The following is a 23794-nucleotide window of genomic DNA, read 5'->3' on the forward strand; positions in this document are numbered from 1 at the left end:
CCGGGCCGAAGGCTGGGGAGTGCCGTGCCTGGGGCACCTCCCAGCGCCGGCTGGGGGAGCGGCGCGGGGTGGGGGCACCCCCGGCCGAAGGTTGGGGGAGGGCATGTGACGACACGGCCGAGTACAACCCCGGCGGCCCCTCGTGGGTCTCCCCACCGCGGCAGCCGGGTCACGTACACGGCGTTCGGGTCGGGCCGGGCGGGCTAGCCTCCCAGCCGCACCCCGCGGTTGAAGCGGAAGAGGTCGCCGGGGTCGAGGGCCGCCTTCAGGCGGGCGAGGCGTTCGGCGTCCGGCGCCGGGTGGCCGGAACCGAACTGGGCGGGGGTGGCCCCCGCCCCGTCGCCGTAGACGAAGGTCAGGCAGCGCCCGGCCGTCCGGTCGGCCACCTCGGCCAGGACGCGGCGCTGCACCGCCCGGACCGGCTCCATCTCCGGCGCTGCCGCCGAGATCACCCGCAGCAGGAACCGCCCGTCGCGGTGGCCGGTCGCGCCCGGTACGGCGGGCGGCCGGGACAGGGCGCCCCCGAGGTGGCGCAGGTCGACGACGGTGCCGGCGGCCGCCGCCAGGACCCGGCGCAGGGCGGCCGCGTCGACGTCGCGCAGCACGGCGTTGTCGGCGGCGTAGGCGTGCGGCCGCGGTGGGTCGCGGTGGATGGCGCCCGACTCGGTGTACGGCACGGGCCGCAGGTCGTCGGTCGTACGCGGCCCGGTCGCGCGCAGCGGCGCCACCAGGCGTTCGCCCTCCGCCGCCGGGCCGTTGAAGGCGATCCGCACCGAGGCGAGGTGCCGTCCCCCGGGCCCGGCCGGGACCAGGGCCACCGAGGACGTCAGCTCCTCGGGCACCTCCCGGGTCCAGCGCAGGTACGCCTCCAGCACCTCCTCCGTCGCCCCGGCCGGGAAGACCAACTGCCCGCCGTACAGCGCCGGCACGGGCAGCAGCCCGATCTCCATCCCCGTGACCACGGCGAGGCCGTGGCCGGAGCCGCGCAGCGCCCACGAGAGTTCCGGCTCGCTCCGGGCGGTGACGTGCCGGGCCCGGCCGTCCGCCGTGACGACGTCGAAGGCCCGTACGTGGTCGCAGGCCCAGCCGTACTGGCGCGCCGTCAGGCCCAGTCCGCCGCCGAGGGTGTAGCCGACCGCGCCCACGTCCGGCGAGGAACCGCTCGGCGGCGCCAGCCCGAAGGGCGCGGCCGCCGCGACGACGTCCGACCAGCGGGCACCCGCCCCGACGTACGCGGTGCCCGCAACCGGATCCACCCGGACCGCGCGCATGCGGCGGGTGCTGATCAGCACACCCCGGTCGGCGGCCACGGACAGGCCGTGCCCGGTGGCCTGGACGGCGACCGGCAGCGCGCGGGCCGCCGCGTGGACCACCGCCGCGCGGACGTCCTCGGCGGTCCGGGCGGCGACGATCAGGTCGGGGCGGTGGAGATAGGCGGTCTGGAAACCGGAGCGCTCGGCGTCGTACCCCGCGTCGTCCGGGGTGATCAGGGTGTCCTCGTGCGTGTTCGTCCACATGGGGACGACGCTAGGAGCGCTTGAGGACACATCCTGTCCCCAGGCTGTGGAAATCTCGGCGCATGACGACGGACCGCCCGACGATGCCCGCCCGGATGCTGCGGCTGCTCTCGCTGCTGCAGAGCCGCCGCACATGGTCCGGCGCCGAGCTCGCCGGCCGTCTCGGCGTGACCGGCCGCACCGTGCGCCGGGACGTCGACCGGCTGCGCGAACTGGGCTACCCCGTGCACGGCACCACGGGCACGGCCGGTGGCTACCGGCTGGCCTCCGGCCGCGACCTGCCGCCCCTGCTGCTGGACGACGACGAGGCGGTGGCGATCGCCGTCGGACTGCGCACGGCCGCCGCGGGCGGTGGTGTGGCGGGCATCGAGGAGACGTCGGTGCGTGCCCTGGCCAAGCTGGAGCAGGTGCTGCCCGCGCGGCTGCGGGCCCGGGTCGCCGCCGTCGGCGCGGCCTCCGTCCGCGTCCCGGTCGGGCAGCCGCTTCCGGAGGCCGATCCGGACGCACTGGCCGTCCTCGCCGCCGCGTGCCGCGACCACGAGGTGGTGACCTTCGACTACCGCGGCCGCGCCGCCGCCCCGGAGCGGCGCCGTGCCGAGCCGCACAGCCTCGCCACCGCGTACGGGCGCTGGTACGTCATCGCCTACGACACCGACCGCGCGGGCTGGCGGGTGTTCCGGCTGGACCGGCTCACCGGCCCCGCCCCCGTCCACCGCCGCTTCACCCCGCGGGACCTGCCCGGCGGCCCGGGTGCCGACCCCGCCGCGTACCTCGCCGCGACGCTGACCGCCGCCCCCTACCGCTTCACGGCCGCGGCCACGGTCGGCGCGCCGGCCGCCGAGGTGCTGGCCCGCCTCCCGGCGCCGCTGCCCGGGCGGGTGACGCCGCTGGACGAGGGCCGCTGCCGGGTGACCTTTGGCGCGGACTCGCCGGACCTGATCACGCACGACCTCGTGGCGCTGGCCGGGCTCCCCGTCGTCCTCGACGAGGACACCCCGGCCGCGCTCCGCGCCCATCTGCGGGACGTCGGGCGCGCGCTCGCGGCGATGTGAGCGGTTGCCGGGGGAGCGGTTGCCGGGGGAGCGGGGAGCTACCCGGCGGCGGTCGTGGGCTGCTCCACGACGTTGCGGCCACCGAGCGGCGCCATCCTGCCCGGGTGCTCGGGCTGCTGGCCCGGCATGAGCCCGGTGCCGGACGCCGGGGCGGAGGTGTGCGCGGAGGTGTGCGCGGAGGTGTGGGCCGAGGCGTGCGCGGAGGTGTGGGCCGAGGCGTGCGCGGGGGCCGCATGGGTGGGAGCCGCGTGGGCGCCCCCGGACTGCTGCGCGGCACCCGGCGCGATCGCCATCGGGGCGGCGGAGGAGGGCACCGCCGCGGTGACCGCACGGCTCGCCTCGGTCTTCGGGTGCTCGTCCTTGTCGGGCGCGTGGCTCACCCCGAAACGGGTCCGCAGATGGTGCCCGGCCGCCTCGTCGAGGCTCACCGGTCGCTGCAGCCGCACCGCCAGCCGGCTCGCCTCACGGCCCAGCGCCGCGAGGTCCTCCCACCGCAGGTGCACGACGAGCGGCAGTTCCGCCTCGCCGTCGGGGAGCGCTTGAAGGCCCTGGAAGGGGACGTTGCTCTGAGCGTTCATCGGCCGGTCCTCACCATTGGCTGCAGTGCGGTACGGCAGGGGATACGCACCCCGGCACCGGAACGTTCAGCCGCGCCCCGCCGCGCCCGCCGCGCGGCGGGGATGATGGGACCGTGCGCACCCTCGGGATCGACCTGGCCGCGAGCCCCCGGACGACCGCGGTCGCGGTTGTCACCTGGCCCGGTGACGGTACGGCCGTCGTCTCCCCGCCGCTGCTGGGGTGCGCCGACGACGTGCTGGCCGACCTGCTGTGCGGACTGGAGCCGGGGGAACGCGCCGGGGTGGACTGCCCCTTCGGCTGGCCGATCCCGTTCGTCGAGGCCGTCGCCGCGCACGCGGCGGGCACGCCGTGGCCCGGGCGGGGCACCGACGCCTCCGCGTACCGGGCGACCCTGCGCCACCGCCGCACCGACGTCCTGACCCACGAGGAACTCGGCGGCCGGTGGCCGCTGTCCGTCGCCTTCGACCGGCTGGGCGCCACCGCCGCCCGCTGGGCCCACCTCGCCGACGAACTCGCCGCCCGCGACCGCCCGGTGGCCCGTGACGGCTCCGGTCGGATCGCCGAGGTGTACCCGGCGGCGTCCCGCAGACGATGGGGCCTGGGCCCCGAGCGCTCGACGGCCGAACTCCGCGCGGCCGCCCCCTGGCTGCGGTGCGGCCCGGCCGAACGCGCCGCGTACGACGGCAGCGAGCACGCCTTCGACGCGCTGGTCGCCGCCCTCGCCGCACGGGCCGTCCAGCGCGGACTCACCCGCGGTCCCGCCGGCCCGGAGCAGATCCACGCGGCCGCCGTCGAGGGCTGGATCCACCTCCCCGGTGAGGGCACGCTCCCGGCCCTGCCGTGAGCGCGGATGCGGGTGCGGGCGGCAGGGTGGACGCGGCGACGTGACCGTGGTGGCCGGGGTGCGTGGGCATCCCGCGCCGGGGCCGGGCCCCCTGGAGGCCCCTTGGGTACGAGTCAACGGCGCCGCCACGACTCGTACTTGGGCAACGGCTTTGCGCCGCGGGCCGCCGGAGGCGTGCTCGGGTGCCGCGCGGCGTCCCGAGCCGCCTGGCCCCGCCCGGGCGCCGCCCGCTCAGTGGAGGCGGATCGCGAGGGTGACGACCGCGCCGACCGGGCCCGTGGCGATCGTGAGGTGGTCGGTGACCAGGCGGGCGAGCCACAGGCCGCGCCCGCAGCGGGAGTCGAGGCCGGGCAGCAGCTCGGGGATGACGGCGGCGCTGAAGCCGGGGCCGGCGTCGGTGATCCGGCACTGCACCTCGCCGTCGGTCCGGCGCAGCATCAGGCGGCCGCGGCCGCCGCCATGGGTGATCGCGTTGGAGGCCACCTCGTTCACCGCGAGGACGAACTCGCCGCGGCGTGCCGCAGGAAGTCCCGCCCAGATCGCGAACTCCTCGGCCAGTACCCGCAGTCGGGGCAGCTCGCCCTCCGTGAAGTCGCGTTCCAGCCAGCAGCCCCCGGCGGCCGGATCGCCGGCGGAGGGTTCGTGCAGCTCCTCCAGCATCAGCCGCTCACCTCGATCAGTGTCAGCCCCGGCAGGGACGTCGCGCCCAGCGTGCGCAGCAGCGTCAGGTGGAAGGCGGAGCAGCGGACCTCCACCCGCACCCCCCGCTCCCCGGCGGCGGCCACCAGCGTCAGGAGTTCCGTCGCGCAGCCGACGCCGAGGAAGTGCAGGTCGCGCAGGGCCAGGACGAGCCGCCCGCCCTCCACGGTCCGCCGCAGCGCGTCCTCGACCACGCCGTGGAACCGATCCCGCGTGCTGAGGTCGGCCTCGCCGAGCAGCCGCAGCAGGCCCTCGGTGCGCGCCGCGTACAGCGCGCCGAGCCGGGTCAGCAGGTTGCGCGGGTGGGCCTGCGCCATCGCGTCGAGCACGTCCCCGGTGAACCACCGGCGGTCGTAGGCGCAGATCTCCGCGTACGGCCGTCCGGTGAAGAGGTGGTCGGCGTGGGTCTCGCGGTGCACCATTGCGTCGATGGGCGCGCCCATGTCGCGCACCCAGTGCATGTCGATGTACGCGCGCAGGCCCGCGTACCCCTCGCGGACCGCGCGGTCCGTCTCCTCGGCGAGCCGGCCCTGCTGCCGTACCGCCGTGAACGCGAGGTCCGGACGGATCAGCTCGCGCATGCTGCTCAGCACGAGCTGCCCGCGCCGGTGCGCCGACTCCACCCGTGCGTCGGCGTCCCCGGGCCGCCCGGCGTCGTCGGCCGGACCCAGGTGGGCGAGCACCTCCCGGTCCGGCACGCCGGGGGCGGCGAAGACCATGACCCGCTCGCCGGCCGCCAGCCCGAGCCGTGCGAACGCGGCCAGGACGTCCCAGCGTGTGTCGTCGCCGTCGTAACTGACGAACGCGTGGTCGCCGGGCCGCATCCGCTGCACCGGCACGACCCGCACATCCGCGGCAGGCATCGGTCCTCACCCCCTGGTTTCCGAGCTGCCGAGGGTAGGAGCGCGCACCGCGGGACCGCCAGGCGGGACCGACTCTGGCCGGGATCGCGCGGGGAGCGATCGCGGGCACGCCGGAGCTGCCCGGAAGCGCCCGTCCGTCAACGCGATGTGACGGACGGGCGATCAACGCACCGGCCGCCCGGACGCCGGCCCGGCCGTTCTGCGTGACGTCACCCGGATGCGCCGTGAAGCCGGTGTTCGCGTCCCTGCCGTGGTCCAGTAGGGAGCGGAGGTCCCGCCCCGCAGCAGGGAGCGGCTGCCCGTGCCAAGCTGGGGTCCGTCGGGTCTGTGGCGTGCGTCACACATGGTGGTCCCGCTTCCCGCCGGCCGGACAGCATCGGCCGGGGACGCCACGGGCGGCGTACGTGCCCCGGCCCGACCGCCGGGCGAGGGCCGGTGCACGGCATGGGGATTGTCGGATCGGCCGTGGGAAGGAGGTGGCGGCGACGCCCCGCCGGGCCCGGCACGACTGTGAGAGCGGCCACGTACGCCCCTTTCGGCGGGCTGTGGGGATTAAGCGCGGGTAAACTCCCTGTTCGCCATTTGTGACGCCGGGTGAGGGGCCCCAGGCCACGGGCCGTCCGGTCCGGACGGCCGCGGTACGGGGACGCCGGGCGTGCGCCAGTCGCGGGGACGGTCCCGCGCGCCGGGACACCGTGGTCCCCGGCCGGCCGGTCGAGGGGCACCGGCGCCGCAGTGGTCCTGAGTTCTTGGAGGGTTTGACATGCGTCTGTCTCTGGCCGTGAGCGACCGGAACAAGGTGCCCGGCGCGTCCGCGGCGGCGCCACCGACCCCCGGCTCGGCCGAGCCGGGGAGCACCGTATGACCCTCGTCGAATCGCCCATCCCGCTCCTCGAGGACCCCGCGCCCGCCGGTGTCGCCGGCACCTCCGGCGTCCTGTGCCCCGCACGGGCGGTCTTCCGGGCCGGCGACGCAGCCCCCGGGCGCACCCTGCTCGGGGTCCTGGCCGCCACCGCCCGGGCGCACCCCACCGCACCCGCCGTCGACGACGGCACCACGACGCTGAGCTACCGGGCCCTGGCCGTCGCGACCGAGCGCCTGCGCCGCCGCCTGGCGGAGGCCGGCATCGGCGCCGGCGACCGGGTGGGCGTACGGGTGCCCTCGGGCACCGCCGACCTGTACGTGGCGGTCCTCGCCGTGCTCTCCGCGGGCGCCGCCTATGTGCCGGTCGATGCCGAGGACCCCGAGGAACGCGCCCGGCTGGTCTTCTCCGAGGCGGAGGTGTGCGCCGTCATCGGCGAGCACCTCACGGTCACCCCGTGCGCCGAGCCCCGCGGCACCGTCGGCCGCCATCCCGGGCCGGACGACGACGCGTGGATCATCTTCACCTCCGGTTCCACCGGCAAGCCCAAGGGCGTCGCCGTCACCCACCGTTCGGCCGCCGCGTTCGTGGACGCCGAGGCCCGGCTCTTCCTCGCCGAGGAGCCGCTGGGACCCGGCGACCGGGTGCTGGCCGGGCTCTCGGTGGCCTTCGACGCCTCCTGCGAGGAGATGTGGCTGGCGTGGCGGCACGGCGCCTGCCTGGTGCCCGCGCCGCGCTCCCTCGTCCGCACCGGGCTGGACCTCGGCCCCTGGCTCGTCGAGCAGGGGATCACGGTCGTCTCCACCGTGCCCACCCTGGCCGCGCTGTGGCCCGTCGAGGCGCTGGACGACGTCCGCCTGCTGATCTTCGGTGGCGAGGCCTGCCCGCCGGAACTGGCCGAACGGATGGCCGTCGAGGGGCGTGAGGTGTGGAACACCTACGGCCCCACCGAGGCCACCGTCGTCGCCTGCGCCGCCCAGCTCACCGGCGAGGGCCCGGTCCGCATCGGACTGCCCCTGGACGGCTGGGAGCTGGCCGTCGTGGATGCCCACGGCGAACCGCTGCCCATGGGCGCGACCGGCGAGCTGGTCATCGGCGGGGTCGGCCTCGCCCGCTACCTGGACCCCGCCAAGGACACCGAGAAGTACGCGCCGCTGCCCGCCCTCGGCTGGGACCGCGCCTACCGCAGCGGCGACCTGGTCCGCGCGGACGCGGAGGGCCTGGTCTTCGTCGGCCGCGCCGACGAGCAGGTCAAGCTCGGCGGGCGCCGCATCGAACTGGGCGAGATCGACGCCGCGCTGCAGGCGCTGCCCGCCGTCGCCGGCGCGGCCGCCGCCGTCCGCACCACCAAGGGCGGCAACCAGATCCTGGTCGGCTACGTCGCGGTGACCGGTGACTTCGACCAGGCCGACGCGCTCGCCCGGCTCCGCGAGGCGCTGCCGGCCGCCCTCGTCCCGCTGCTCGCCGTCGTGGACACCCTGCCCACCCGGACCTCGGGCAAGGTCGACCGGGACGCGCTGCCCTGGCCGCTGCCCGGGCTCGACGCGCCCGCTGCGGAACTGGGCGGCACCGAGGGGCTGCTCGCCGGCCTGTGGGGCGAGCTCCTCGGCGCGCCGGTGACCGGGCCGGACGCCGACTTCTTCGCGCTCGGCGGCGGCAGCCTGACCGCCGCCCGCCTCGTCTCGCAGCTGCGCACCCGCTACCCCGCGGCCGCGGTCGGCGACGTCTACCAGCACCCCACCCTCGGGGCGCTCGCCGCGCGCCTGGACGAGGCCGACGCCCGCCGGGCCGCCGCGCGCCCCGTACGGCCGGTGCCCAGGCGCGCCGCGGCGGTCCAGCTGGCGCTGATGCTCCCGCTGTTCGTCCTGGCCGGACTGCGCTGGGGCGTCGTGGCGGCCGCGATCGGCAACGCGCTGCGCCTCCTCGGCCCGTTCCCGTGGGTCCCGGCCGTCTCCTGGTGGTGGGTGCTGGCCGGCTGGGCGCTGCTCATCAGCCCCGCCGGACGGGTCGCCGTCTCCGCGGGCGGCGCCCGGCTGCTGCTGCGCGGGGTGCGCCCGGGCACCTACCCGCGCGGCGGGGCGGTGCACCTGCGTCTGTGGGCCGCCGAACGCCTCGCGCAGGTCAGCGGCGCCGGCAACCTCACCGGTGCCTGGCTGAGCCACTACGCCCGCGCGCTGGGCGCCAAGGTCGGCGACGGCGCCGACCTGCACTCCCCGCCGCCGGTCACCGGCATGCTCAAGCTCGGCAAGGGCAGCGCCGTGGAGCCCGAGGTCGACCTGTCCGGGCACTGGCTCGACCGCGACCTGCTGCACATCGGCAAGATCCGCGTCGGCGCGGGCGCCACGGTCGGCTCCCGCAGCACCCTGCTGCCCGGCGCCCGGATCGGCAAGCGCGCCGAGATCGCCCCCGGTTCCGCGGTCGTGGGCGCCGTCCGGGCCGGACAGCGCTGGGGCGGTGTGCCCGCCGTCCGCACCGGCAAGGCCCCGCACCGCAGCTCCGACTCCCGCCCGCCGCGACGGCTGCGCTGGTCGGCGGCGTACGAGGCGACCGCCTTCGCCCTGGACCTGCTGCCCGCGGTGTCGGCGCTGCCCGCCCTGCTGGTGCTGGCCCGGTTCCTGCGCGGCGCCGGCGCCGCGCCGCTGCCCGCCGCGGTCGCGGCCGTGCCCCTGGCCACGCTCGCCTGGCTGCTGACGTACGCGCTGCTGGTGCTGGCCGGGGTGCGGCTGCTGGGCGTCGGGCTGCGCGAGGGCCACCACCCCGTGCACGGCCGTGTCGCCTGGCAGGCGTGGACGACGGCCCGGCTCATGGACCGGGCCCGCGCGCACCTGTTCCCGCTCTACGCCAGCCTGCTGACGCCGGTGTGGCTGCGGGCGCTCGGCATGAAGGTCGGCCGCCACGTCGAGGCGTCCACCGTGCTGGCGCTGCCGACGATGACCACCGTCGGCGACGGGGCCTTCCTCGCCGACGACACCATGGTGGGCAGTTACGAGCTCGGCGGCGGCCTGATGCGCATCGCGGAGGCCCGGATCGGCAAGAAGGCCTTCCTCGGGAACTCCGGCATGACCGCCCCCGGCCGCTCGGTGCCGAAGAACGGCCTGGTCGGCGTGCTCTCGGCGACGCCCAAGGGGGCCAAGGCGGGCAGTTCCTACCTGGGCATGCCGCCGATGCGGCTGCCGCGCGTCCCCGAGGCGGGCGACCGCAGCCGCACCTTCGCGCCGCCCCGGCGGCTCGTGCTGGCCCGCGCGGCCGTCGAGCTGTGCCGGGTCGTCCCCGTGATGTGCGCGGTCGCGCTGGTGGTGCTGGTGCTCGCCGGGTACGCGGCGGTGGCCGACCGGTACGGGGCGCCCGTGGCGCTCGCCGCCGGCGGTGCGCTGCTCGCGGGCGCCGGTGCGGTCGCCTGCGCGGTGGCCGTGGTGATGAAGTGGCTGCTGGTCGGACGGGTGCGGACGGGCGAACGGCCGCTGTGGAGCTCGTTCGTGTGGCGCAACGAACTGGCCGACACCTTCGTCGAGGTGCTGGCCGTGCCGTGGCTCGTCGGCGCGGTCGGCGGCACCCCGCTGATGAACCTGTGGCTGAGGTGCCTGGGGGCGCGGATCGGACGCGGCGTATGGTGCGAGACGTACTGGCTGCCGGAGGCGGACCTGGTCCGGGTCGGGGACGGCGCGACCGTCGGCCGCGGCTGCGTGGTACAGACACACTTGTTCCACGATCGGATCCTGCGGATGGACGAGGTCGTACTCGGGGAGGGCGCGAGCCTCGGCCCGCACGGCATCGTGCTGCCCGGGGCCACGGTCGGGGCCCGGAGCGCGATCGGTCCCGCCTCGCTCGTCATGCGGGGCGAGAGCGTGCCCGAGGGCACCCGCTGGCTCGGCAACCCGATCTCCGCCTGGCACACAGAGGGGGCCCGCACAGGGTGAGCAACGGCAAGCGCGTGCGTGGCGGGGCCGCCGTCCCCGCCACGCCCGGGGCGGAGGTGTCCGCGGACACCTACTTCCCCGAGCACGGCAACGGCGGCTACCGGGTCACCCACTACGACCTGGAACTGGAGTACCGCCCGGCGGCCAACCGCCTCTCGGGCCGGGCCCGGATCTCCGCGCTGGCGGACCGGGCCCTTTCCGCGTTCAGCCTCGACCTCGGAGCCTTCCGTCTGGACCGGGTCCTCGTCGACGGGCGCCCCGCCCGCTACACGCACCGCGCGGGGAAGCTCCGCATCAAGCCCGCGAAGGCGCTGCCCGAGGGCCCGTTCGCGGTCGAGGTCCGCTACGTCGGCAACCCGAGGCCCGTCCGCTCCCGCGACTGGGGGGAGCTGGGCTGGGAGCAGCTGGAGGACGGCGCGCTCGTCGCCAGCCAGCCGATCGGCGCGCCCTCCTGGTTCCCCTGCAACGACCACCTCGGCGACCGGGCGGGTTACCGGATCACGGTGACCGCGCCCTCGCCGTACACGGTCGTCGCCAACGGCAGCCTGGAGTCGTACCGGGTCGGCGCCTCCACGACGACCTGGGTGTACGACCAGCCGCGGCCGATGCCGCCGTACCTGGCGACCGTGCAGATCGGCCTGTACGAGCTCATCGACCACCTCGGCGGTGCCGTACCCCAGCCGGCCGCCGTCCCGCCGCGCCTGACCGCCGACTTCGACCACGACTTCGGGCGCCAGCCGCGGATGATGGAGGTGTTCAGCGAGCTCTTCGGGCCCTACCCCTTCGGCGAGTACGCGGTCGTCGTGACCGACGAGGAGCTGGAGGTCCCGGTCGAGGCGCACGGGCTGTCCGTCTTCGGCAGCAACCACCTGGACGGCCGCCGCGGCTCCGAACGCCTCGTCGCCCACGAGCTCGCCCACCAGTGGTTCGGCAACAGCCTCGCCCTCGCCGACTGGCGGCACATCTGGCTCAACGAGGGCTTCGCCGCGTACGCCGAATGGCTGTGGGCCGAGTCCTGCGGCGAGGCGCCCGCCGCCCGCAACGCGGCCCGCGCCCACGCCAGGCTCGCCGCCCAGCCCCAGGACCTGCGGCTGGCCGACCCCGGTGCCCGGAACATGTTCGACGACCGGGTGTACAAGCGCGGCGCCCTCACCCTGCACGCGCTGCGCACGGTCATGGGGGACCCGGCGTTCTTCCGGCTGCTGCGGGCCTGGGCCGCCGCCCACCGCCATGGCACCGTGACCACCGGGCAGTTCACCGCCCTGGCCCAGGAGCACACCGACCGGCCGCTGGAGGCGCTGGTCTTCCACCCGTGGCTGCACGGGACGCGGCTGCCACGCCTGCCGAGCGGGGGAGCATGAGTGGCGCGCACACGGACGGGGGCGGGATCGTCGTCCACCGGCGGCCGGGCTGCCCGTTCTGCAGGAAACTGCGGGCGCAACTGCTGTTCACGCGGTTGCGCCACACCACGGTCGACATCTGGCGCGATCCGGACGCCGCCGCCTTCGTGCGCTCTGTGGCGGACGGGAACGAGACCGTGCCGACCGTCACCGTGGCGGGGCGGCCCCTGGTCAACCCCTCGCTGCGGCAGCTCAAGGAGGCGGTCAGGGCGTACGCCCCGCACCTTCAGGCGAACCGCGACACGTAGCGGCGCTGCCAGGGCGTCTCCACCGCGCGCCGGGTGTAGTGCTCCCGGACGTAGGCGACGGCCTCACCGGACGGCACCCCGTCCAGCACCGCCAGGCACGCCAGGGCCGTCCCCGTACGGCCGAGCCCGCCACCGCAGGCGACCTCCACCCGCTCGTCCGCAGCACGCTGCCACGCCGCGCGCAGCGCCTGGGCGGCGTCCGCACGGTCCGCGGGCAGCCGGAAGTCCGGCCAGCGCACCCAGCGGCTCTCCCAGGCCACCGCCGGGGGTTCGTGGCCCAGCAGGTACAGCCCGAACACGGGGACGGGACCGGCCGGCAGCGGGTGCCGCAGCCCCCGTCCACGCACCAGCCGCCCCGACGGCAGCCGCAGTACCCCCGGGGCGCCCGGCTCCCAGCCGGCGGCGGGCTCAGCGCCCATGGCCGCCGCACGCCGCCGGGTAGAGCACGGCGCCGGCCAGCTCGCCGCCGTCCGCGGCGTCCGCCGCCAGGCCGGACAGGCGCAGGCACGCCTCAGCGGTGGCGTCCACGGGAGGGCACTCGACGCCCACGGCGCCGACCGCGGTCACCGAGCCGTCGTGGTGGAGTTCGCCGCCGGAGGACGGCGCGGGCAGCCCGCCCTGCAGGATGCCGAGGGCGACGATCTCGCCCGACGCGCCCGACGCGCCCGAGGCCTCACGGATGTCGAAGCGCCAATGGGCGTCGCTCGCTTTGAGGAGGTATTTCCCGGACCTCCCGCATTCCGCCAGGGAATCCCGGCGGGCGCGGACGAGTTCGGCTATCGCGCAGCACAACGGGGCGTCATGTCCGGCCGGCGTGCGGAAGCGGCTGAAATCGGCGAGCGGCGCGGACCGCATCGCGCCGTCGAGGAGGACGACCGCCGACTCCCGTGCGTGCGGATGGCCCTGCTCGGCGATGTCCAGCAGAAAGGGGGCCGCGACCACGGCGCCGGGGAGCACCTCGCCGGTGCGTCCGCGCAGCAGGGAACTGCTGGTCAGGGCCGCCACGGCGGAGGCGACCCCCTCGAGGTCGCGGGCCGCGGCCAGTGCCCTCAGCCCGGCCGCGGGGTCGGGCCGTTCGGCCCGCGCCCCGTCCCGGGCGTCGGCGGTCCGAGGGCGCGGCCGCGGCGTGGGAATGGCATTCCAATTGACGGCGTCGATCTCGGTGAGCAGCATCCGCACATGATTCCACCCGCTCCGGAATTTCGGGGTTCCGCATGCGGGACAAGCGTTCGAGCGGCTATGCTCCGCCGCCTCAAGCGGTATGACGCAGATACAGCGCGCCACAACTGTGGCAGAAGGGCTGCGCCGCCGGCGTTCCCCATACGTCCTCCGCCTGCACGGCCGCGGCGGGGGAGAGCTCCCGCCCGCACAGCCCCGTCGCGGCGCCGTCCTCCACCATGTGCCACGCCCTCAGCGGGCTTCCGTCGGCCGGGCCGCCGTCCTCGGTGTCGTACTCGGCGCGCATCTCGTACACGGGCATCGTGGTGCCTCCGGGTCGGTCATGCCCTTCTTGGTGCCGGTAGTCCAGTATGTCCGGGCTCCGCCCGCGCGGCGATCGCAGCCCCGCGCGGGGCGGGACGTACCGCAGCCGGCGGGCCCGGGGCTCGGCCCGTCGTACGACCGGCGCGGGCGGGAGGGCGTGCGCGGACCGGCGCGGCGGCGTCCCGGCGGCCACCGGCCGTCGCCGGCGTCACTGTGGGCCCCGCCGGGCCCGCCGGTGCCCCGGGCGCCGATTGACAGGCCGGGACCGGCGTCCTTGAGTGTGGGGCGCCAGGCAGGAGCCTCAGGGGGAAGCGTCATGCCGAGCCACCGTCAGCCGCCCGCACCGCAGCCGCCACTGCCCGGAGTGCCGCCCGAGCGGCTGTGCGGGGAACTGCTCGGCGCGAGCGACGCCGCCGCGGACGCGGGGGACCTCGCGACCGCGGCGGTCCACGCACGTACCGCCGCGATTGTGGCGGCCTCGGCGGGGCTGCCCGCGCTGTTGCGCGCCGCGCAGTGGCAGCATGGCCGGCTGGCGCTGCTCGCCGGTGACCGGGAGGCCGCGGACGGCTGGTTCCGGCAGGCCGGCCCTTCCGGCGCCGCCGCTCCCGCCGGCCCTTCCGCTCCCGCCGGCCCGGTCCCGTCCGGTGGCGACGCCGGCGGCGCCCGGCTGTGGGCCCGCTTCCGCCGCGGCCCGCGCGCACCGGAACAGCCACCGGACCGTCCCGCCGCGCCGCTGCTGGCGGTGGGCCTGCTCGGCTCGCTCAGCGTCAGCGTCGACGGTTGTTCCGGCCGAGGGCTGGCACGGCCACCGCACCCGTTCCCTGCTCGCCTTCCTGCTCACCCACCGAGACCCCTGGCCGCACCGGGAGACGCTCATGGACGCCTTCTGGCCGGACTCGGCCCCCGGGGCGGCGCGCAACAGCCTCGGCGTCGCGATGCACCAACTGCGCCAGACGCTGGGTACCGCGACCGGCGAACCCGTGGTCGTCTTCCGCTGCGGTGCCTACCGGCTGGGTCCCGGGCTCGGCCTCTGGCTGGACTGCGACGAGTTCGACCTGCTGCTGCGCACCGCCCGGGAGGCGGAGGACCGGGGCGACCGCACCGGCGCGGCCGAGGAGTACGAGCGGGCGCTCGCCCTCTACCGGGGCGAGTTCCTCGCCGAGTCGCCGTACGAGGAGTGGACCGTCCTGCACCGGGAGCGGCTGCGGCTGGCCCACCTCGACGCCCTCGCCCGGCTGAGCGAACTGCACTTCACCGCGGGCCGCTACGCCCCGTGCGCCGAACTCTGCCGCCGCCTGGTCGCGTTGGACCCGTGCCGGGAGACCGCGCACCGGCGGCTGATGCGCTGCCTGAGCCGGATCGGCCAACCGCATCTGGCCATCCTCCAGTTCCGGGCCTGCGTGCGGACGCTGCGCGAGGAACTCGGCGTGCCGCCGCAGCGCGAGACCGTCGAGCTCCACCAACGGCTGCGCGACGACCTGCCGGTGTGAGCGGCGCGCCCGCGCTTATCGCGTCGCGGCCGCCGGGTTAAGCGACGGCACGGCGGCCGGTTAAGCGCGGTGCGGAAGAACGGACGCCGAGCGCGGCAGCGACCCGCCGCCGCGCCGGCGCCCACCTCGCAGGGGAGAGAACATGCCCGCACAGCCCGACCTGAACAACCCCGTCCTCGGCATCGACACCCGCGACATCCTGGTGACGGACAACGACGCCGTCCCCTCCGGCCTGGTCCTCACCGCGTCCCTGCCGATCACCGTCAGCGTGACCTTCGAGGTCGGTGGCCTCACGCTGCCGTTGCTCCACGACACGCCCTTCAGGGTGACCTACGCCTTCGCCTCGCTCTCCGGCACCAGCGACGTCACGCGCTTGGTGGACGGGCGCCTGGTCACACGTCCGGCGCCCGCGAAGACGGTGTACAGCGGCGCCGACACCGACGTCGTCCTCCCGGCCGGAACGCTGCGGCCCGGGCTCTACCAGGTCTCGGCGATGGTCCAGTTCCCCGGTGCCCGGGGCATGGGCGCCTTCACCACGCTGCCGGTGATCGAGGTCGTCGAGGGGCCGCGAACGAGGACGAGCTGACCCGGATCGACGGCGTCGGTGCGACCACCGCGCGCCTGCTGGCCGCCGCCGGGATCCGTACGTACGCCGAGCTGTCGGCCGCGTCCACGGACGAGGTGATCGCCGCGGTGCGCGACCTGCGCGTGGTCTCCGCGGTCCGGGTCGAGCAGTGGCGCAAGGACGCCGCGGAGCTGGCCTCGGCGGTCCCGCCGCCGGGGCCGGCGCCGGAGGCGGAGCCGGCGGACGCCGGGTACGAGAGCTTCGTGCTGCGGGTGCGGCTGGACCGGGGGCGGATCCGGGCGACGGAGATCCGCAGGGTGCGCACCGGGGAGACCCGGCACTGGCCGGAGTGGGACGCCGGAGCGCTGCTCGCCTGCGTCCTGGGCCGCCCGGCCGGTCCAGGTCCAGGTCCCGGTCCCGGTACTGGTTCCGTTCCCGATCCCGTCCCCGGACCCGGACGGGCGACCGGGACCGGGGCCGGAACCGCGACCGGGGGCGACGGCGATCCCCGTGCCGGAGTCGCCCCGCCGGTCACGCTGCTGGCCGAGCCGCTGCTGGCGGTCGCGGGCGGCGCCGTACGGCCGGGGGTGCCGTTCACGCTGGACGTCACGCTGGCCCTGCCCCCGGCCAGCGGTCCCGGGGCGTGCTTCGCGTACTACGCGGCCGTCACCGCGAGCCCGGGCGGCGCGGGCCGTCGCGTGCTGGCGGACGACCGGGGCGTGCTGCGGGCCGGCGATCCGGTCGTACGGCTGTCGCTGCCCGGCCTGCCGCCGGGCACCCACCGTCTGGGGATCGCGGTGAGCCTGCGCGAACCCGGCGGGCACCGTCCCAGCGCGCTGGCGGCCACGGTGGACGGGCTCGTGCTCACCGTGTGACGTGCCACCGCGTCACGCGGCCGAGTCCGTGTCCTCGTCCCACTCGACACCGATCTCCCGCAGCCAGCGCCGGTCCTCCGGGCCCGGAGGACCGGGCAGCCCGGCCAACGGCTGCGGGGGGCCGGTGAGTTCGGTGCCGGTGAGCGACACCCCGCCCTTGCCGCCCGCGTGCGCGACGCTCTCGTCACCGCGTTCGAGGATTAGGGCTTCGTAGTGGGGCGGCCACCGCAGCAGGATCCGCCGCCGGCAGACCGGGCAGTACCACTCCTCGGCGCCGGAGCTCCTCGTCTCCGCCAGCCGCATCTCGTGGGTCTCGCTCATGCTCGTCTCCGTCCGCGCGAAGGGCACAGGGGAGGGCGGCGAACCGCCCCGCGTACCGGGTTGATGCCCGATCCGCCCCGATCAACCCCGGTTGTACGGGCGCCTCGTGTGACCGGCGGACGACGGGCCGTCACCGATTTCGTCACCCTTCGTGACCGGAGAAGTTCCCACCGCATGAATCGAGTCCGAAATTAGGGGATTTCACCCTATGTATTGACTGCGGGGAGTAATGGAACTTAAGGTTCATGTCAGGGGATGCTCCTATGAGCCGCATCCCGTCCGACATTTCACGTCTGTGATGGTGCGTCCGCACCTGAGACCCGGACGCACCCCCCGTCGCACCCGTGCCACGCGCACCGGCCGGTGCGACCCGCGCCCGGTCCCCCACGGCCGGCGCCTACGTTCCGCATCTCGAAGGGAACGACCATGCGCGTCACGAGCACGACCATCCGCCGGGTCGCCGCAGCGGCACTCGCGGCCCCGATCCTCGCCCTCGTCGGAGCCGGCGCGGCCGGCGCCGCGCCGCAACAGGCTGCCCCCGCCTCGCACCAGTCCGTCGTCACCCACGGGGACGGCTGCCGGGGCTACGGCGACTGGGGTTACGGATGGCGTTACGGCCATCACTTCGACGACGACTGTGGCTACGGCCACGGCTACGGCGGTTATGGAGGCTACGGAGGCTACGGCTACGGAGGTTACGGCTACGACAACGGCGTCGTCGTGGTGGTGCTGTAACCGTCAGTGAATCCGCACCCGCCCGGCGCCCGTCACGGCCACACCAGGCAGTAGAGCTGGTGCCCGCTCTCGTGACAGCGCTGGGCGAAGTCCTGCCACTCGTGCAGCATCGTGTAGATCACGAACGCGTCCCGCGGCCCGCGGCGGTCGGGGACGGTGGACCAGATGAAGGCGGCGGCGCCGAGGGCCTCCTCATCGGCCTTGCGCAACGGCTCGACGACGGAGTGGGGCAGCTTGACGACGGCGTAGTCGGGGTGGAGCACGACGAGTTCCAGCGGCGGGACCTTGGCCGGGGGTATGCCCTCGATGCCGGTCAGCACCATGGCGGCCATGGTCTCCGGCTTGACCTTGGTGTACATCCCCTGGCCCAGCTCGTCGCCGCCGAGTTCCTCGGGTCGCATCGAGATGGGGACCCGCGCGGCGGTTGCACCATCGGGTGCGCCGAAGTACTTGTAGGTCACCCCCACTCGGCCACCCCTGCTCCCGCTTTTCTCAACGGCCCTGTCGCGCTCTTTCGGCGGCCGGCGGCGCCGACCGGTGGGGCGGGCGTGCTCCGCGTCGGGGTCGTCCGCCCCGCCGCCCACGTCACCGCGTTCGCCACCGCGCTGCATTCCACTACCCGACCATCCGCAGACCCAACCACGCAACCCGATCATCGTCTCAGATGCACGGTCGATACCTCGTCGCGCAACGCCCGGCATTTGAGAGCATGTGCTTGTGAGCTATCCGTACGCCTACGAAGCGCCAGTTTCTCAGACCTTGTTCGATCGAGCAGCCGCCGTGACCCCTGGTGGGGTGAACAGCCCGGTACGTGCCTTTCGTGCCGTGGGCGGTACGCCCCGGTTCATGGTGTCCGGAACGGGTCCTTACCTGAAGGACGCGGATGGTCGCGAATACGTCGACCTCGTCTGCTCGTGGGGGCCGATGATCCTCGGCCACGCCCACCCCGAGGTGATCGCCGCCGTGCAGGCGGCGGTTGCGCGGGGTACGTCCTTCGGCACGCCCGGTGAGGGCGAGGTGGAACTGGCCGAGGAGATCGTGGCGCGTGTCGCGCCGGTGGAGCAGGTGCGGCTGGTCTCCTCCGGCACCGAGGCCACGATGTCGGCGATCCGGCTGGCACGCGGGTTCACGGGCCGGGCCAAGGTGATCAAGTTCGCGGGATGTTACCACGGTCATGTGGACGCCCTGCTGGCCGCCGCGGGTTCCGGGGTTGCCACTTTCGGGTTGCCCGACACCCCCGGGGTGACGGGCGCGCAGGCCGGGGACACGATCGTGCTCCCCTACAACGACCTGGGGGCCGTACGGGCCGCGTTCGCCGCCCACCCCGGTGAGATCGCCTGCGTGATCACCGAGGCGTCGCCCGGCAACATGGGCGTCGTGCCCCCGGCCGAGGGCTTCAACCAGGGCCTGGCGGACCTCTGCCGTGAGAACGGCGCGCTGTACGTCTCCGACGAGGTCATGACCGGCTTCCGTGTGTCGAGGTCCGGCTGGTACGGCATCGACGGCGTCCGTCCCGACCTGATGACCTTCGGCAAGGTGATGGGCGGCGGCTTCCCCGCCGCGGCCTTCGGCGGCCGTGCCGACGTGATGGCGCACCTCGCGCCCGCGGGCCCGGTCTACCAGGCGGGCACGCTTTCCGGTAACCCGGTGGCCACCGCCGCGGGCCTGGCCCAGCTGCGGTTGCTGGACGACGCGGTGTACGAGGTGGTGGACTCCGTCGCCGCCGAGGTGTCGGGCCTGGTGACCGCCGCGCTCTCCAAGGAGGGTGTGACGCACACCCTGCAGACCGCGGGGAACATGTTCTCGGTGTTCTTCACCGGTGACCGGGTGACGAACTACGACGAGGCCAGGCAGCAGGAGGCGTTCCGCTTCACGGCCTTCTTCCACGCGATGCTCGCCCAGGGCGTGTACCTGCCGCCCTCGGCCTTCGAGTCCTGGTTCGTGTCGTCGGCGCACGACGGCGCCGCCATCGAGCGGATCGCGGCCGCCCTGCCGGCCGCCGCCCGCGCCGCAGCGGAGGCCACCGCATGAGCGAGATCACAGTCGTCCACCTGATGCGGCACGGCGAGGTGGAGAACCCCACCGGCGTGCTCTACGGGCGCCTGCCCGGCTACCACCTGTCCGACCTGGGCCGGAAGATGGCCGACCGGGTCGCCGAGCACCTCGCGGGCCGTGACATCACCCACGTCGTCGCGTCCCCCCTGGAGCGCGCCCAGGAGACCGCGGCGCCGATCGGCGCCGTCCTCGGTCTGGACGTCGCGAGCGACGGGCGGCTGATCGAGGCGGACAACGTCTTCCAGGGCAAGACCTTCGGCGTCGGCGACGGCGCGCTCAAGCGCCCCGCCAACTGGAAGCACCTGGTCAACCCGTTCCGGCCGAGCTGGGGCGAGCCGTACGCGGACCAGGTCGTCCGCATGACGGCCGCGCTGGAGGCGGCCCGGGACGCGGCCCGCGGCCACGAGGCGGTGTGCGTCAGCCACCAGCTGCCGATCTGGATCGTGCGCAGCGCCGTGGAGCAGCGGCGCCTGTGGCACGACCCGCGCAAGCGGCAGTGCACCCTGGCGAGCCTGACGTCCTTCACGTTCGAGGACGACCGGATCGTCTCCGTCGGCTACACCGAGCCCGCCCGCGACCTGGTCCCGGCGCATCTGCTGGCCGGGGCGAAGCCGGTCAAGGGCGGCAGCAAGGGCTTCGGCGCCTGACGACCGCCTCCCGCCGGTTCCGGAGGGCACCGGTCACGCGGACCGGCGCCCTCCGGTACACCCCGTGACGGCCGCCGCCGCGTGGCCCGATACGGTGCCCCGCCCGGCGAATTCGTGCACCCCGCGAAGGAACCTGCCGTACACGTACGGCATCTAGGGCGGTGAGCAGGGGCGACGCACGGGGATTGGGGCGCGGAATGCGGGAGATCAGCCGACGAGGGGTACTGGGCCTGGCGGCCGGAGCGGCCGCCGCCGGGCTGGCGGGCTGCGCCGGGGAGGGCCCCGGCGGCCGGCGCGTCGGCGAGGGGCCGTCGGCGTCGCCCACCCCGTCCGCCGGCGGCCCGCAGGGGCGGCCCTCCCCGTCCCCGTCGGTGCGGACGATCGGCGACGGCTCGACGGCCGACACCGGGCCGCAGCCCCATCAGCCCGCCGTGGAGCGCCTGGAACCCGGGCAGACGCCACCGCAGTTCGTGATCTTCTCCTGGGACGGGGCGGGCGAGCTGGACAACGGGCTCTTCGAACGGTTCCGCAAGCTCGCAGGCGAGCACGGGGCGGCGATGACCTTCTTCCTCTCCGGCGTCTACCTGCTCCCCGAGTCGAAGAAGAGGCTCTACAAGCCGCCGCGCAATCCCGTCGGCGCCTCCGACATCGGCTACCTCACCGACGCCCACGTCCGCGCCACCCTCGAGCAGTTGCGGCTGGCCTGGCTCGAGGGCCATGAGATCGGCACGCACTTCAACGGCCACTTCTGCGCGGGAGCGGGCTCGGTGGGCCGCTGGAGCCCGGCCGACTGGCGCAGCGAGATCGAACAGGCCGTCGGCTTCGTGGAGAACTGGCGCACCCACACCGGTTTCACCGACCTGCCCCCGCTGCCCTTCGACTACCGCAAGGAGCTGATCGGCGGCCGTACGCCCTGCCTGCTGGGCCAGCGCTCGCTGCTGCCCACCGCCGCCCGCCTGGGCTGGCGGTACGACGCCAGCGGGCCGGGCGGCCTGCAGGTGTGGCCGGGCAAGAGCCACGGGCTGTGGGACCTGCCGCTGCAGGCGGTGCCCTTCCCCGGCCGCTCCTTCGAGGTGCTGTCGATGGACTACAACATGCTGGCCAACCAGTCGGTGAACTCCACGCGCGGCAACCCCGCTCACTACCCGGCCTGGCGACGGCAGGCCCGCGACGCCTACCTCGGGGGCTTCCGCCGGGCGTACGAGACCAACCGCGCGCCGCTGTTCATCGGCAACCACTTCGAACAGTGGAACGGCGGGATATACATGGACGCCGTCGAGGACGCGCTGCGGCGGATGGCCGACCACGGGGATGTGCGCCTGGTGTCGTTCCGCCAGTTCGTGGACTGGCTGGACGCGCAGGACCCGGCGGTGCTGGCGAAACTGCGCACCCTCGGCCCGGGGCAGCGCCCCGCGGGCGGCTGGCGCCGGTTCCTCGCGCAGGAACGTTCCTCCGTGTCCCCCTCCACCACGCCGTCCACCACGCCCTCCTCCTCTTCCTCCCCCTCCTAGACGGTTCCACCCGTTTCGTCCTGGGGGCGGCGGGCAGGCGAGCCGGTGAACGGGAACGTCCCCGGAGGACCGAGCCGAGGAGGTCGGAGGCCATGCGCGCGTCCCTGCAGGGGAGGAAGATCGCGTTCCTGGTGGCGCCGGAGGGCGTCGAGCAGACCGAACTCACCGGCCCCTGGGAGGCCGTCCGCGAGGCGGGCGGGACGCCCCGGCTGGTCTCCACCCGCCACGGCCGCGTGCAGGCCTTCGAGCACCTCGACCGGGCCGGTACCTTCCCCGTCGACGACACGCTCGGGGAGGTGGTCGCCGCGGACTTCGACGCACTGGTCCTCCCCGGCGGCGTCGCCAACCCCGACCTCCTGCGGCTCGACCCGGATGCCGTCGGCTTCACCAGGGACTTCTTCACCGAGGGCCGCCCCGTCGCGGCGATCTGCCACGCGCCGTGGCTGCTGGTGGAGGCCGGTGTCGTGCACGGACGTACCCTCACCTCCTGGCCCAGCGTGTGCACCGACGTCACCAACGCCGGCGGCACCTGGATCGACCAGGAGGTCGTGGTCGACTGCGACGGCCCCAACGTCCTGGTCACCAGCCGCAGGCCCGGCGACCTCAAGGCCTTCCAGGACGCCCTGGTGGACGAGTTCGCGCACCAGACGCGGAGCCGCGATTAACCGTCGCTTACTTGGGGCATTTGCCGCTTTCGGCAAAGCTGTCGGGGGTGCGCGAGATCGCTCCCGGCCTCATGCGAAACTTTTCACATGAGTCCTACGCGCGCCCTCCGACGCCGTCCGCTCCGCGGTGCCGCGGCACTGGCCGGAGCAGCCGCGTTCGCGCTGGCCGTCACGGCCTGCTCGACCTCCACCGCGTCCTCCGACGGCACCGGCCCCGGAACGAACTACGTCGGCGGCACCGGTGAGATCTCCACGGTCAAGCCGGGCCACCGGGTGGCAGCGCCGGAGCTGAGCGGGAAGTCCGTCGAAGGAGCCCCGCTCAGCCTCGCCGACCACAAGGGCAAGGTCGTCGTCCTCAACATCTGGGGCTCGTGGTGCCCGCCCTGCCGGGCCGAGGCGCCGCACCTGGCCAAGGTGGCCAAGGAGACCGAGGCGCAGGGCGTGCAGTTCATCGGCATCAACACCCGGGACCTGCAGACCGCACAGGCCAAGGCCTTCGAGAAGGAATTCGCCATCCCCTTCCCGAGCTTCTACGACCCGTCCGGGGACCTGGTGCTGCGCTTCCCCAAGGGCAGCGTCAACCCGCAGGCCATTCCCTCCACGCTGATCATCGACCGTCAGGGGAAGATCGCGGTGCGCGCGCTGAAGGAGCTCAGCGCCGACGAACTGCACGAGGTCCTCGACCCGGTGATCGCGGAGAAGTGACGTGAGCGTAATCGCCGCCGGTGCCAACCAGACCGTGGTGAACGGCGCCCTGCTCGCCGCCGTGCCGGTCGCGCTCCTCGGCGGCCTGGTCTCGTTCTTCTCGCCGTGCGTGCTGCCGCTCGTCCCCGGTTACCTGTCGTACGTGACCGGCGTCACCGGCACCGACCTGGCCGAGGCCCGGCGCGGCCGGATGTTCGTGGGCGCGTCGCTGTTCGTCCTCGGCTTCACCGCGGTCTTCGTCTCCGGCGGCGCGCTGTTCGGCAACTTCGGCACGACGCTGCTGGTGCACAAGACGGTCATCACCAGGGTGCTCGGCGCGCTCACCATCGTCCTGGGGCTCGCCTTCATGGGGGTGGTCGGCGGCATCACCCAGCGCGAGCTCCGCTTCCACCGCAAGCCCGCGATGGGCCTGGCGGGGGCGCCGCTGCTCGGCGTGCTCTTCGGCATCGGCTGGACGCCGTGCCTGGGACCGACGCTGAGCGCCGTCAACTTCCTCGCCTTCAACGAGGCCAGTGCCGGCCGCGGGGCGCTGCTCACCGCCGTCTACTGCCTCGGCCTCGGCCTGCCGTTCATACTGGCCGCCATCGCCTTCCGCCGTGCGCTCGGCGCCTTCGGCTGGGTCAAGCGCCACTATGTGTGGGTGATGCGCCTCGGCGGTGGCATGCTCGTCGCTGTCGGCCTGCTGCTCGTCACCGGCGTGTGGGACCACATCGTCTACCAGATGCAGATCTGGTCGTCCGGCTTCACTCCAGGGATCTGATC

Annotated in this window: 24 protein-coding genes; 15 read left to right on the forward strand and 9 right to left on the reverse strand. The window is 74.9% G+C overall.

Annotated features, from left to right (window positions below; translation table 11 throughout):
• Positions 1-203: 203 nt before the first annotated feature.
• Positions 204-1517 (reverse strand): FAD-binding oxidoreductase, encoded by a 1314-nt coding sequence (locus PV410_RS33095; protein WP_500329446.1) that lies wholly within the window; start codon positions 1515-1517, stop codon positions 204-206.
• Between the two features lie 62 nt (positions 1518-1579).
• Here PV410_RS33095 and PV410_RS33100 point away from each other — a divergent pair, with 62 nt between their 5' ends.
• The gene (locus PV410_RS33100; RefSeq protein WP_500329448.1) at positions 1580-2569 is read left to right on the forward strand and encodes a helix-turn-helix transcriptional regulator; all 990 of its coding nucleotides are present in this window, start codon (positions 1580-1582) and stop codon (positions 2567-2569) included.
• A 38-nt stretch (positions 2570-2607) separates the two neighbouring features.
• On the opposite strand, the gene PV410_RS33105 is transcribed toward PV410_RS33100, so the two are convergent.
• Positions 2608-3147, reverse strand: a complete 540-nt coding sequence (locus tag PV410_RS33105; protein WP_500329449.1) for a hypothetical protein — start codon at positions 3145-3147, stop codon at positions 2608-2610.
• A gap of 113 nt (positions 3148-3260) precedes the next feature.
• On the opposite strand from PV410_RS33105, the gene PV410_RS33110 reads away from it, so the two are divergent.
• A complete protein-coding gene (locus PV410_RS33110; RefSeq protein WP_500329450.1) occupies positions 3261-3992 on the forward strand; it encodes a DUF429 domain-containing protein in 732 nt (243 codons plus the stop codon).
• A 231-nt stretch (positions 3993-4223) separates the two neighbouring features.
• On the opposite strand, the gene PV410_RS33115 is transcribed toward PV410_RS33110, so the two are convergent.
• A complete protein-coding gene (locus tag PV410_RS33115) occupies positions 4224-4652 on the reverse strand; it encodes an ATP-binding protein (protein WP_500329451.1) in 429 nt (142 codons plus the stop codon).
• Entirely contained in the window at positions 4652-5554 is a 903-nt protein-coding gene (locus PV410_RS33120; RefSeq protein ID WP_500329452.1) for an MEDS domain-containing protein, read from the reverse strand. The genes PV410_RS33115 and PV410_RS33120 overlap by 1 nt, the downstream gene beginning before the upstream one ends.
• Positions 5555-6415: 861 nt before the next feature.
• On the opposite strand from PV410_RS33120, the gene PV410_RS33125 reads away from it, so the two are divergent.
• From PV410_RS33125 to PV410_RS33135, 3 genes are read left to right on the forward strand one after another with little or no spacing between them, the layout of a single operon-like run.
• Positions 6416-10333 (forward strand): Pls/PosA family non-ribosomal peptide synthetase, encoded by a 3918-nt coding sequence (locus PV410_RS33125; protein ID WP_500329453.1) that lies wholly within the window; start codon positions 6416-6418, stop codon positions 10331-10333.
• Positions 10330-11694, forward strand: a complete 1365-nt coding sequence (locus PV410_RS33130) for a M1 family metallopeptidase (protein ID WP_500329454.1) — start codon at positions 10330-10332, stop codon at positions 11692-11694. The genes PV410_RS33125 and PV410_RS33130 overlap by 4 nt, the downstream gene beginning before the upstream one ends.
• A complete protein-coding gene (locus PV410_RS33135; RefSeq protein ID WP_500329455.1) occupies positions 11691-11981 on the forward strand; it encodes a glutaredoxin domain-containing protein in 291 nt (96 codons plus the stop codon). The genes PV410_RS33130 and PV410_RS33135 overlap by 4 nt, the downstream gene beginning before the upstream one ends.
• On the opposite strand, the gene PV410_RS33140 is transcribed toward PV410_RS33135, so the two are convergent.
• From PV410_RS33140 to PV410_RS33150, 3 genes are all read right to left on the reverse strand, one after another.
• Positions 11960-12400: a protein-tyrosine phosphatase family protein gene (locus PV410_RS33140; RefSeq protein ID WP_500329457.1), complete on the reverse strand. Its 441-nt coding sequence runs from the start codon at positions 12398-12400 to the stop codon at positions 11960-11962. The genes PV410_RS33135 and PV410_RS33140 overlap by 22 nt on opposite strands.
• A complete protein-coding gene (locus tag PV410_RS33145) occupies positions 12390-13154 on the reverse strand; it encodes a hypothetical protein (protein WP_500329458.1) in 765 nt (254 codons plus the stop codon). Before PV410_RS33145 ends, PV410_RS33140 begins: the two co-directional genes overlap by 11 nt.
• Positions 13155-13233: 79 nt before the next feature.
• Positions 13234-13461 (reverse strand): hypothetical protein, encoded by a 228-nt coding sequence (locus PV410_RS33150; protein ID WP_499513299.1) that lies wholly within the window; start codon positions 13459-13461, stop codon positions 13234-13236.
• Positions 13462-13984: 523 nt separating this feature from the next.
• On the opposite strand from PV410_RS33150, the gene PV410_RS33155 reads away from it, so the two are divergent.
• From PV410_RS33155 to PV410_RS33165, 3 genes are all read left to right on the forward strand, one after another.
• The gene (locus tag PV410_RS33155) at positions 13985-14953 is read left to right on the forward strand and encodes an AfsR/SARP family transcriptional regulator (protein ID WP_500329459.1); all 969 of its coding nucleotides are present in this window, start codon (positions 13985-13987) and stop codon (positions 14951-14953) included.
• A gap of 142 nt (positions 14954-15095) precedes the next feature.
• A complete protein-coding gene (locus tag PV410_RS33160; protein WP_500329548.1) occupies positions 15096-15539 on the forward strand; it encodes a hypothetical protein in 444 nt (147 codons plus the stop codon).
• Positions 15540-15577: 38 nt separating this feature from the next.
• The gene (locus PV410_RS33165) at positions 15578-16393 is read left to right on the forward strand and encodes a hypothetical protein (RefSeq protein ID WP_500329540.1); all 816 of its coding nucleotides are present in this window, start codon (positions 15578-15580) and stop codon (positions 16391-16393) included.
• Positions 16394-16405: 12 nt separating this feature from the next.
• On the opposite strand, the gene PV410_RS33170 is transcribed toward PV410_RS33165, so the two are convergent.
• Positions 16406-16714 (reverse strand): hypothetical protein, encoded by a 309-nt coding sequence (locus PV410_RS33170; RefSeq protein WP_500329460.1) that lies wholly within the window; start codon positions 16712-16714, stop codon positions 16406-16408.
• 426 nt (positions 16715-17140) lie between these two features.
• Between PV410_RS33170 and PV410_RS33175 the strand changes: the two genes are divergently transcribed.
• A complete protein-coding gene (locus tag PV410_RS33175) occupies positions 17141-17449 on the forward strand; it encodes a hypothetical protein (protein WP_500329461.1) in 309 nt (102 codons plus the stop codon).
• Positions 17450-17481: 32 nt separating this feature from the next.
• Here PV410_RS33175 and PV410_RS33180 read toward each other — a convergent pair whose 3' ends face one another.
• Positions 17482-18060, reverse strand: coding sequence for a hypothetical protein (locus tag PV410_RS33180; protein ID WP_499513305.1), 579 nt, complete (start codon positions 18058-18060; stop codon positions 17482-17484).
• A 106-nt stretch (positions 18061-18166) separates the two neighbouring features.
• Here PV410_RS33180 and hemL point away from each other — a divergent pair, with 106 nt between their 5' ends.
• From hemL to PV410_RS33210, 6 genes are all read left to right on the forward strand, one after another.
• A complete protein-coding gene (gene hemL / locus PV410_RS33185; protein ID WP_500329462.1) occupies positions 18167-19480 on the forward strand; it encodes a glutamate-1-semialdehyde 2,1-aminomutase in 1314 nt (437 codons plus the stop codon).
• Complete coding sequence (locus PV410_RS33190; protein ID WP_500329463.1) at positions 19477-20151, forward strand: histidine phosphatase family protein; 675 nt, start codon at positions 19477-19479, stop codon at positions 20149-20151. Before hemL ends, PV410_RS33190 begins: the two co-directional genes overlap by 4 nt.
• A gap of 197 nt (positions 20152-20348) precedes the next feature.
• Positions 20349-21662, forward strand: a complete 1314-nt coding sequence (locus PV410_RS33195; protein WP_500329464.1) for a polysaccharide deacetylase family protein — start codon at positions 20349-20351, stop codon at positions 21660-21662.
• 92 nt (positions 21663-21754) lie between these two features.
• Complete coding sequence (locus PV410_RS33200) at positions 21755-22327, forward strand: type 1 glutamine amidotransferase domain-containing protein (RefSeq protein WP_500329466.1); 573 nt, start codon at positions 21755-21757, stop codon at positions 22325-22327.
• An 87-nt stretch (positions 22328-22414) separates the two neighbouring features.
• Positions 22415-23032 (forward strand): TlpA family protein disulfide reductase, encoded by a 618-nt coding sequence (locus tag PV410_RS33205; protein ID WP_500329468.1) that lies wholly within the window; start codon positions 22415-22417, stop codon positions 23030-23032.
• A gap of 1 nt (position 23033) precedes the next feature.
• The gene (locus tag PV410_RS33210; RefSeq protein WP_500329470.1) at positions 23034-23792 is read left to right on the forward strand and encodes a cytochrome c biogenesis CcdA family protein; all 759 of its coding nucleotides are present in this window, start codon (positions 23034-23036) and stop codon (positions 23790-23792) included.
• Positions 23793-23794 lie beyond the last annotated feature (2 nt).

Source organism: Streptomyces sp. PA03-5A, assembly GCF_033792725.1.
GTDB lineage: Bacteria > Actinomycetota > Actinomycetes > Streptomycetales > Streptomycetaceae > Actinacidiphila.

Excerpts from the sequence above, each read along its gene's own strand:
- PV410_RS33095 (WP_500329446.1), bottom strand. The coding sequence starts at position 1,517 with ATGTGGACGAACACGCACGAGGACACCCTGATCACCCCGGACGACGCG.
- PV410_RS33100 (WP_500329448.1), top strand. The coding sequence starts at position 1,580 with ATGACGACGGACCGCCCGACGATGCCCGCCCGGATGCTGCGGCTGCTC.
- PV410_RS33105 (WP_500329449.1), bottom strand. The coding sequence starts at position 3,147 with ATGAACGCTCAGAGCAACGTCCCCTTCCAGGGCCTTCAAGCGCTCCCC.
- PV410_RS33115 (WP_500329451.1), bottom strand. The coding sequence starts at position 4,652 with ATGCTGGAGGAGCTGCACGAACCCTCCGCCGGCGATCCGGCCGCCGGG.
- PV410_RS33120 (WP_500329452.1), bottom strand. The coding sequence starts at position 5,554 with ATGCCTGCCGCGGATGTGCGGGTCGTGCCGGTGCAGCGGATGCGGCCC.
- PV410_RS33125 (WP_500329453.1), top strand. The coding sequence starts at position 6,416 with ATGACCCTCGTCGAATCGCCCATCCCGCTCCTCGAGGACCCCGCGCCC.
- PV410_RS33135 (WP_500329455.1), top strand. The coding sequence starts at position 11,691 with ATGAGTGGCGCGCACACGGACGGGGGCGGGATCGTCGTCCACCGGCGG.
- PV410_RS33140 (WP_500329457.1), bottom strand. The coding sequence starts at position 12,400 with ATGGGCGCTGAGCCCGCCGCCGGCTGGGAGCCGGGCGCCCCGGGGGTA.
- PV410_RS33145 (WP_500329458.1), bottom strand. The coding sequence starts at position 13,154 with ATGCTGCTCACCGAGATCGACGCCGTCAATTGGAATGCCATTCCCACG.
- PV410_RS33150 (WP_499513299.1), bottom strand. The coding sequence starts at position 13,461 with ATGCCCGTGTACGAGATGCGCGCCGAGTACGACACCGAGGACGGCGGC.
- PV410_RS33155 (WP_500329459.1), top strand. The coding sequence starts at position 13,985 with ATGGCCGGCTGGCGCTGCTCGCCGGTGACCGGGAGGCCGCGGACGGCT.
- PV410_RS33160 (WP_500329548.1), top strand. The coding sequence starts at position 15,096 with ATGCCCGCACAGCCCGACCTGAACAACCCCGTCCTCGGCATCGACACC.
- PV410_RS33170 (WP_500329460.1), bottom strand. The coding sequence starts at position 16,714 with ATGAGCGAGACCCACGAGATGCGGCTGGCGGAGACGAGGAGCTCCGGC.
- PV410_RS33175 (WP_500329461.1), top strand. The coding sequence starts at position 17,141 with ATGCGCGTCACGAGCACGACCATCCGCCGGGTCGCCGCAGCGGCACTC.
- PV410_RS33180 (WP_499513305.1), bottom strand. The coding sequence starts at position 18,060 with ATGCAGCGCGGTGGCGAACGCGGTGACGTGGGCGGCGGGGCGGACGAC.
- PV410_RS33190 (WP_500329463.1), top strand. The coding sequence starts at position 19,477 with ATGAGCGAGATCACAGTCGTCCACCTGATGCGGCACGGCGAGGTGGAG.
- PV410_RS33195 (WP_500329464.1), top strand. The coding sequence starts at position 20,349 with ATGCGGGAGATCAGCCGACGAGGGGTACTGGGCCTGGCGGCCGGAGCG.
- PV410_RS33200 (WP_500329466.1), top strand. The coding sequence starts at position 21,755 with ATGCGCGCGTCCCTGCAGGGGAGGAAGATCGCGTTCCTGGTGGCGCCG.
- PV410_RS33205 (WP_500329468.1), top strand. The coding sequence starts at position 22,415 with ATGAGTCCTACGCGCGCCCTCCGACGCCGTCCGCTCCGCGGTGCCGCG.